A 6,196-nucleotide genomic window follows, 5' to 3' on the forward strand; every position below is an offset into this window, starting at 1 on the left:
GTCACATGCCACCGCCGAGAGTGACCCCGCCGTCCAGGACCAGGGTCTGGCCGGTGATCCAGTCGGCGTCCGGGGAGAGCAGGAAGGCGACGGCGCCGGCGACGTCCTCGGGGACGCCGAGGCGGCCCAGCGGGTAGGCCTTGGCGACCTTCTCCTCGCGGCCCTCGTACAGCGCTTCGGCGAACTTGGTCTTGACCACGGCGGGGGCGACGGCGTTGACCCGGATGCCCTGGGGGCCCAGCTCGGCGGCGAGTTCGGTGGTGAGCCGGATCAGTGCGGCCTTGCTGACGCCGTACATGCCGATGCCGAGTGAGGCGCGGATGCCGGTGATCGAGGCGACGTTGACGATCGAGCCGCCGTGTTCGCCCATCCACGCGGCGTGCGCGCGGCGGGTCCAGGCCAGTGGGGCGAGCACGTTGACGGCGAGGATCTTCGCGGCGGCGCCCTCGTCGGTGTCCAGGATCGGCCCGAGGACCGGGTTGATGCCGGTGTTGTTGACCAGGTGGTCGAGCCGGCCGAAGGCCTCCAGGGTGCGGGTGATCGCCTCCTCCTGGTGCGCGGCGTTGTCGGCCTTGCCCGCGACGGCGATCGCGTTCTCCGGGCCGCCCAGGTCGCGGACGGCCTCGGCCAGCGGCTCGGGGTTGCGGGCGGTGAGGCAGACCTTGGCCCCGCGGTCGACCAGCTCGCGCGCGATGCCGAGGCCGATGCCCCGGCTCGATCCGGTGACGATGGCCACCCGGCCCTTGAAGGAGTGCACCACGGAGCGTCCTGCCTTTCGTGCGGGAACCTGCGGGAACGTGTGGGGAACTGCTGCGATCTGCGGGGTCTGCTGGGAACCTGCGGGGTCCCGGGGGGAATCCGCCAGCTGCTGACTAAGCGCTTGCTCAGCATGCTGTCGGTGCGGGAGCCTGTCAACAGTCCGTCGGACGCCCGCTCCCGCCCGAGGGGGACGACCGACGGGAAAGCCTGTACGAGTTCTCTGGGAGGATGGCGCCATGACCAGCACCCCGCTCGCCGACCTGTGGCCGACCCTGCCCGGCGCCGACATCCGCCCCGAAGCGGCGTACCGGCTGCTCCAGGCCGCCGTCGAGTCGTTCGCGGAGCGCGGCTTCCACGCCACCACGACCCGGGACATCGCCACCGCGGCGGGGATGAGCCCGGCGGCGCTGTACATCCACTACCAGTCGAAGGCCGCGCTGCTGGCCGAGATCAGCCAGGCCGGCCACGCCGCCACGCTCACCCTGGTCCGGGACGCGGCGGCCGGCCCGGGCGGCCCGGCCGAGCGGATGCGGCGGCTGGTCGAGCGGTTCACCGCGTGGCACGCCCGGGGCCGGACGGTCGGCCGGGTGGTCAACTACGAGCTGCACGCGCTGCCCGAGGACGCCTACGCGGTGGTCGCCGCGCTGCGGCTGGACATCGAGCGGGAGGTCAGCGCGCTGATCGAGGCGGGCGTGGCGGCGGGGGAGTTCCAGGTGGCGGAGGTGCGGACGGCGGCCCGCGCGGTCACCTCGCTGGGCATCGACGTCTCCCGCTGGTACACCGGCAACTCCACCGAGGCGCCGGAGGAGCTCGGACGCCGCTACGGGGAGTTGGTGCTGCGGATGCTCGGCGCCCGGGTCTGAGGGACGGCGGCCCTGCGGGCCGCCCCGGAGCCCCGGACCCCTTGACCCACTCCGGCGAGGCGCGCAGGCTTGTATACGAAGTATGTTTTTCCCGTACGTGTGCCTCGTAAATGTACGGACAAACCGAGGGCGCCCGCCACGACCGATCGTGGCGGGCGCCCTGGCTGTCGGGCACGGTGGCTTCGGGGCCTCCTACGGCGTTTCAGGCGGTGGCCAGGCAGAACTGCACCAGCCCTGCGTCCACGTCGCGGACGATCTGCTCCATCTCCGCCCACCGGGGGTGGAACTCGGTTCCCCACTCGACGGTGAAGCCCAGTACCTTGCCCTGGTCCGGGTCGGCGAAGGCGCGGGAGTAGACGTAGTCGTCGCTGGTTCCGCTGGTCGGGTACAGGTGGAACCCGCTCATCGGCTTGTACGCCAGGCCGCGTACGCCGTTGACGCCCTTGCAGAACGCCTCGGCGAGCAGCACGGCGGCGTCCTCGTCGTCCTTGGGGATGTACTCGGCGTACGTGAGGTCGCCGGGCAGGCCGCGCTTGCCGTCGTAGTCGGAGTTGCGGAAGTTCATGTCGGGGTCGACCGACTGGTTCTCGTCGTCGCCCCAGTTGTAGAGCATGTCCTGTGAGTAGCTGTGCACGTCGACGAACCACCGGGTCAGCGGGAACTGGTCCAGCAGCCACTGGACGTTGCGGGTCTCCGGTTCGGAGAACGCGCTCGGGCCGGCGTAGACCTGCGGGTCGCACGGGTCGTTCGACACCTGGGGATCGGCGCCCGGGGCGAAGGCGGTGACGAAGTCGAAGAGGAAGTCGTAGTTGCGGTTGAGGTCGACGCCCACGCAGTCCGGGGCCGGGTTGCCGCCGGCGTTCGCCGGGTTGCGGTTCTTGCGCCACATGGGCCTGACGGTCTGGCTGTAGTGCCGGCCGTCCGGGTTGACCAGCGGATAGAACACCAGGTCCAACCGCTGGAGCAGGCCGCTGACCTGACCGGCGGTGAAGGCGGTGCCGCCGTAGCCGAGGCCGGTGCCGTCCCGGTGGGCCTCCAGCAGGTCGGCGGCGAGGTGGATGAGGATCTCGCAGCTGCCCCATTCGCGGGCGTGGACGCCCCCGATCATCATGACGCACGGTTTGGGGGCCGGCGCGGGTTCGCTGATCAGCAGGGCGTGGGCGGTGCGGCCCTCGAACGAGGGCTCGGGCAGGGTGAGGAGTTGGGTCAGGTCGGGGTAGGCGGTGGCCAGGCTGGTCACGGCGGACTCGACCTCGGTGACGTTCAGATACGGCATGGCGGGCCTCCCGGTCAGCCGGAGAGCTTGGCGGCCAGGCCGCGCGGGACGGCGTCGGCGGGGGCGAAGCGGTCGCCGCTGCCGACCTCGGACTGGGCGGCGCGCCCGGCCTCGCTGGCGTTGCCGATCAGGGTGACCGTGACGCCCTCGCGTTCGAGGGTCGGGATCCGGTCGGCCGGAGCGTAGACGTCGATGCCGACGCGGCCGTCCTCCTCGACGCGCGGGCGTCCGCCGACGTCGGGGCGGGTGTCGCGCAGCAGCGCGCGCAGGGTCTCCGGGTCCTTGGCGGTGACGCGGAGGCGCAGGATGTCATCCGGGGGTGGTGTGTCGGGTACGGAGGACATGGGGGCTTCTTCCGGGCGCCGTCAGCGGGCTGCCGGTGGCGCCGATTCGAGCGGATATGTCCGACGTGTACCTCGTATCCTCAGGATGCGTCGCCGCCGTAGAAGCCGTCAAGGGGCGGCTCGGGCATCCCGTCGAGCAGGCTGTCCAGGCCGCTCAGCATCTCGGCCTCGTCGTCGAAGTCGGCGAACCGGGGCACCAGGGCGCGCAGCCGGGGGTAGTCCGTGGCGGACAGCCGGTGCAGGCCGAGCCGCAGCGCGGGGTCCGGCTCGCTCGGGTTGTCGACCACCTGGCGCTTGTCCACCAGCATGCAGCCGAGGTTCCAGGCGACGAAGCTGCGGTAGACGGTCAGCGAGCCGGCGTCGTCGAAGCCGGCCCGGCCGAGCACGGCCAGGATGTGCTCGGTGAGGTCCAGCACCGAGGTCGGGCGCCGCGACACCGGGACGGCCAGCGGGCGGGTCGCGACCAGCGGCAGGATCTCGGGGTGGGCGTGCCCGGTGGCGGCGAACGCCCGGGCGATCCGGCGCAGTTCGGCGCGCCAGCCGTCATGCTGGGGGCCGCGGACGGAGCTGGCCCGCAGCCGGGCGTTGATCTCGTCGAAGTAGGCCTCGACCAGGCCGTCGATCAGCGCCTCCTTGCCCGGGGTGTAGCGGTACAGGGCCATCGACTCCACGCCGAGCTCGGTCGCCAGCCTGCGCATGGTCAGCGCGCCCAGGCCCTCGCGGTCGACGAGGGCCACGGCGGCGCCCAGCACCAGCGGGCGGCTCAGCCGCCCCCGCTTCTCGGAGGCGTCCTGCTCGGCCATCTCCGCACTCCTCCGGGTCGGTGCCGGTGTCGTCGGCCCGCGCCCCGGCCGCTCGGCCGACTCGACGGACCAGTCGCGACGCGGGGCCCGCTTTCCGGGCCGGGTTTCGGCGGATGTCACTCAGCGGATACAGAACCAGGATACAAGGTATGAATCGGACGTAAATGGTCGAGCGGACTCGGGCGGCCGATTCGCCGATCCCGCTGGTCAGCCGACCCGGGGTGGGTGGGGCGGGACGTGGTTGCGGCAATGGCGGTGGCGGGGCCGGTCGCGGTGGGTGACGTGGCTGGGGCGGGGGAGCGGGTGTTCGGTCGGGTGGGAGTCGGGTGGCGAGTGCGGTGAGCGGCGGTGGGCCCGGGGCGGGGTGGGGGCGGGGTGCGGTTGCGGCAATGGCGGTGGCGGGGCCGGTCGTGGTGGGTGACGCCACTGCGCGTGGAGAGAGGGTGCGTTCAGTCGAGCAGCAGCCGGACGGCGAGTGTGGCGACCAGTGCGGCGGAGCCGAGCGCGGTGAGCAGCCGGCCGCGCGGGCCGGTCAGGGCGCGGCCGAGCAGGGCACCGCCGGAGGCCAGTAGCAGCTGCCAGCAGGCGGAGGCGGCGAAGGCGCCGAGGGTGAAGGCCGCCCGGGCCGGGACGTCGCCCTGGCTGCCGCCGCCGAGGACCAGTGCGGCGAAGTAGAGCACGGTGAGCGGGTTCAGCAGGGTGATGCCCAGCAGTGTCAGGAACGCCCGGGCGGGGGAGGGCGGTTGTGCCCGCGGTCCGTCGGCGGCGGTGCCGGGGCGGCTGCGCAGTGCCGTGACGGCCGTCCGGGCGGCGAGGGCCAGCAGTACCAGGGCGGAGGCGAGCCGCAGTGGCCGGGCGACCGGTTCGAGCAGGGGCGCGAGGCCGGTGCCGCCGGCTGCCGCGAGCAGCGCGTACAGCCCGTCCGCGGTGGCCACGCCGAGGGCGGCGCAGGCGCCGGTGCGCAGCGAGGTGCGTGCGGTGAGCGACACCAGGTAGGCCCCGACGGCCCCCACCGGGACGGCCACGCCGAGCCCGGCGAGCAGCCCCGCGGCCAGCGCGGCCCTCACGCGCGTGCGGCGTCGGGCCTCCGGGGACGGCGGGGCTGCTGCTGGACCGGGGCGGTGACCGGGACCGTGGCCGGGCGGGTGGCGGCGGGTGCGGACAGCGGACGGGCGGGGGAGTCGGTCATGGGCCGATGGTGGCGGCCCGGCCGCGGGTGCGGCAAACGGTTTTCCGGGCGCCCGGGATAGCGTGGGGCCGACCCCGTGATCGCCGTTCCGAAGAGACCGGAGGATAGTCGATGTACCGTCAGAACGACCAGGTGCGAGCGCTGTTGGCGGAGGTCTGGGCCTCGTGGGCGGAGCGGGGCGCCGCCCTGGCCGCCGAGGACTGGGAGCGGCCCACCCGGCTGCCCGGGTGGACCGTACGGGAGCTGTTCGCGCACGTGGCGCCGGTGCCGGAGATGTTCGCCGGGCTGCGCGCGGCCGTCCTGGACGCGCCGGCCGAAGTGGTGGACGGGGCCGGCATCCTGCGCGCCTACAACCGTCCTGGCGGCATCGCCCACACCGCCGCCGAGCAGGTCGCCGAGGCGGCGAAGCAGTCGGCCGAGGCGGCCGAACCCGCCGTGCTGCTCGCCCGGTTGGGCGTCGAGGGCCCCGCCGCGCTGGACGGCATCGCGGACCTGTCGCCGGACACCACGGTGGCGCACCCGTTGCTCGGGAGCGTGACGGTCGGCGCGCTCGGCGAGGTGGCGCTGATGGAGGCGACCGTCCATCTGCTCGACCTGGTCGCGGCCGTCGGCGGCCCGCTGCCCGCCGAGGAGGCCCTGGACTTCACCCGCGTGCTGCTGGCGCGGGTCGCCGACCCGGTGGCCTTCATCGAGGCGGCGACCGGCCGCGGTGCGCGGGCGGTGCTGCCGGTCGTCCGGTGAGGGTGAGGCGTACACGTCTCATGTCATGAGCCTTTCAAAGGCGCGGGCTTGCTGTCACGCTGCTGCTCCCGGCCCGCTCCCCACGAGAGGCTCCGATGAGAAGAATCCTGCCTGCCCTGACCGGCGCCGCCCTGTTCGCGGCAGTCGGCCTCGCGGCGCGGCGCCCCCCCCCCGGGGGGGGGGCGCGGGGGGGGGCACCCCCCCCCCGGGGGGGCCCACGC

Annotated in this window: 8 protein-coding genes; 2 read left to right on the forward strand and 6 right to left on the reverse strand. The window is 73.8% G+C overall.

Features of this window, described 5'->3' with window-relative positions; translation table 11 throughout:
* Position 1: 1 nt before the first annotated feature.
* Positions 2-760, reverse strand: coding sequence for an SDR family oxidoreductase (locus ACWDBB_RS27475; protein ID WP_449792154.1), 759 nt, complete (start codon positions 758-760; stop codon positions 2-4).
* A gap of 235 nt (positions 761-995) precedes the next feature.
* Here ACWDBB_RS27475 and ACWDBB_RS27480 point away from each other — a divergent pair, with 235 nt between their 5' ends.
* Positions 996-1,622 carry a TetR/AcrR family transcriptional regulator gene (locus ACWDBB_RS27480; RefSeq protein WP_449792155.1) on the forward strand — a complete coding sequence of 209 codons (627 nt, stop codon included), beginning with the start codon at positions 996-998 and terminating at the stop codon, positions 1,620-1,622.
* Between the two features lie 202 nt (positions 1,623-1,824).
* On the opposite strand, the gene ACWDBB_RS27485 is transcribed toward ACWDBB_RS27480, so the two are convergent.
* The 5 genes from ACWDBB_RS27485 to ACWDBB_RS27505 all read right to left on the reverse strand — a co-directional run bounded on the left by ACWDBB_RS27485 (position 1,825) and on the right by ACWDBB_RS27505 (position 5,234).
* The gene (locus tag ACWDBB_RS27485) at positions 1,825-2,898 is read right to left on the reverse strand and encodes a M14 family metallopeptidase (RefSeq protein WP_449792156.1); all 1,074 of its coding nucleotides are present in this window, start codon (positions 2,896-2,898) and stop codon (positions 1,825-1,827) included.
* A 14-nt stretch (positions 2,899-2,912) separates the two neighbouring features.
* Positions 2,913-3,242 carry a hypothetical protein gene (locus ACWDBB_RS27490; RefSeq protein ID WP_449792157.1) on the reverse strand — a complete coding sequence of 110 codons (330 nt, stop codon included), beginning with the start codon at positions 3,240-3,242 and terminating at the stop codon, positions 2,913-2,915.
* An 80-nt stretch (positions 3,243-3,322) separates the two neighbouring features.
* On the reverse strand, positions 3,323-4,045 hold the full coding sequence (locus tag ACWDBB_RS27495; RefSeq protein WP_449792158.1) for a TetR/AcrR family transcriptional regulator: 723 nt from the start codon (positions 4,043-4,045) through the stop codon (positions 3,323-3,325).
* A 449-nt stretch (positions 4,046-4,494) separates the two neighbouring features.
* Positions 4,495-5,112 (reverse strand): LysE family transporter, encoded by a 618-nt coding sequence (locus ACWDBB_RS27500; RefSeq protein WP_449792159.1) that lies wholly within the window; start codon positions 5,110-5,112, stop codon positions 4,495-4,497.
* Positions 5,109-5,234 carry a hypothetical protein gene (locus ACWDBB_RS27505; RefSeq protein WP_449792160.1) on the reverse strand — a complete coding sequence of 42 codons (126 nt, stop codon included), beginning with the start codon at positions 5,232-5,234 and terminating at the stop codon, positions 5,109-5,111. Before ACWDBB_RS27505 ends, ACWDBB_RS27500 begins: the two co-directional genes overlap by 4 nt.
* A 111-nt stretch (positions 5,235-5,345) precedes the next feature.
* Here ACWDBB_RS27505 and ACWDBB_RS27510 point away from each other — a divergent pair, with 111 nt between their 5' ends.
* A complete protein-coding gene (locus ACWDBB_RS27510; RefSeq protein WP_449792161.1) occupies positions 5,346-5,975 on the forward strand; it encodes a maleylpyruvate isomerase N-terminal domain-containing protein in 630 nt (209 codons plus the stop codon).
* Positions 5,976-6,196 lie beyond the last annotated feature (221 nt).

Source organism: Kitasatospora sp. NPDC001095, from assembly GCF_053598615.1.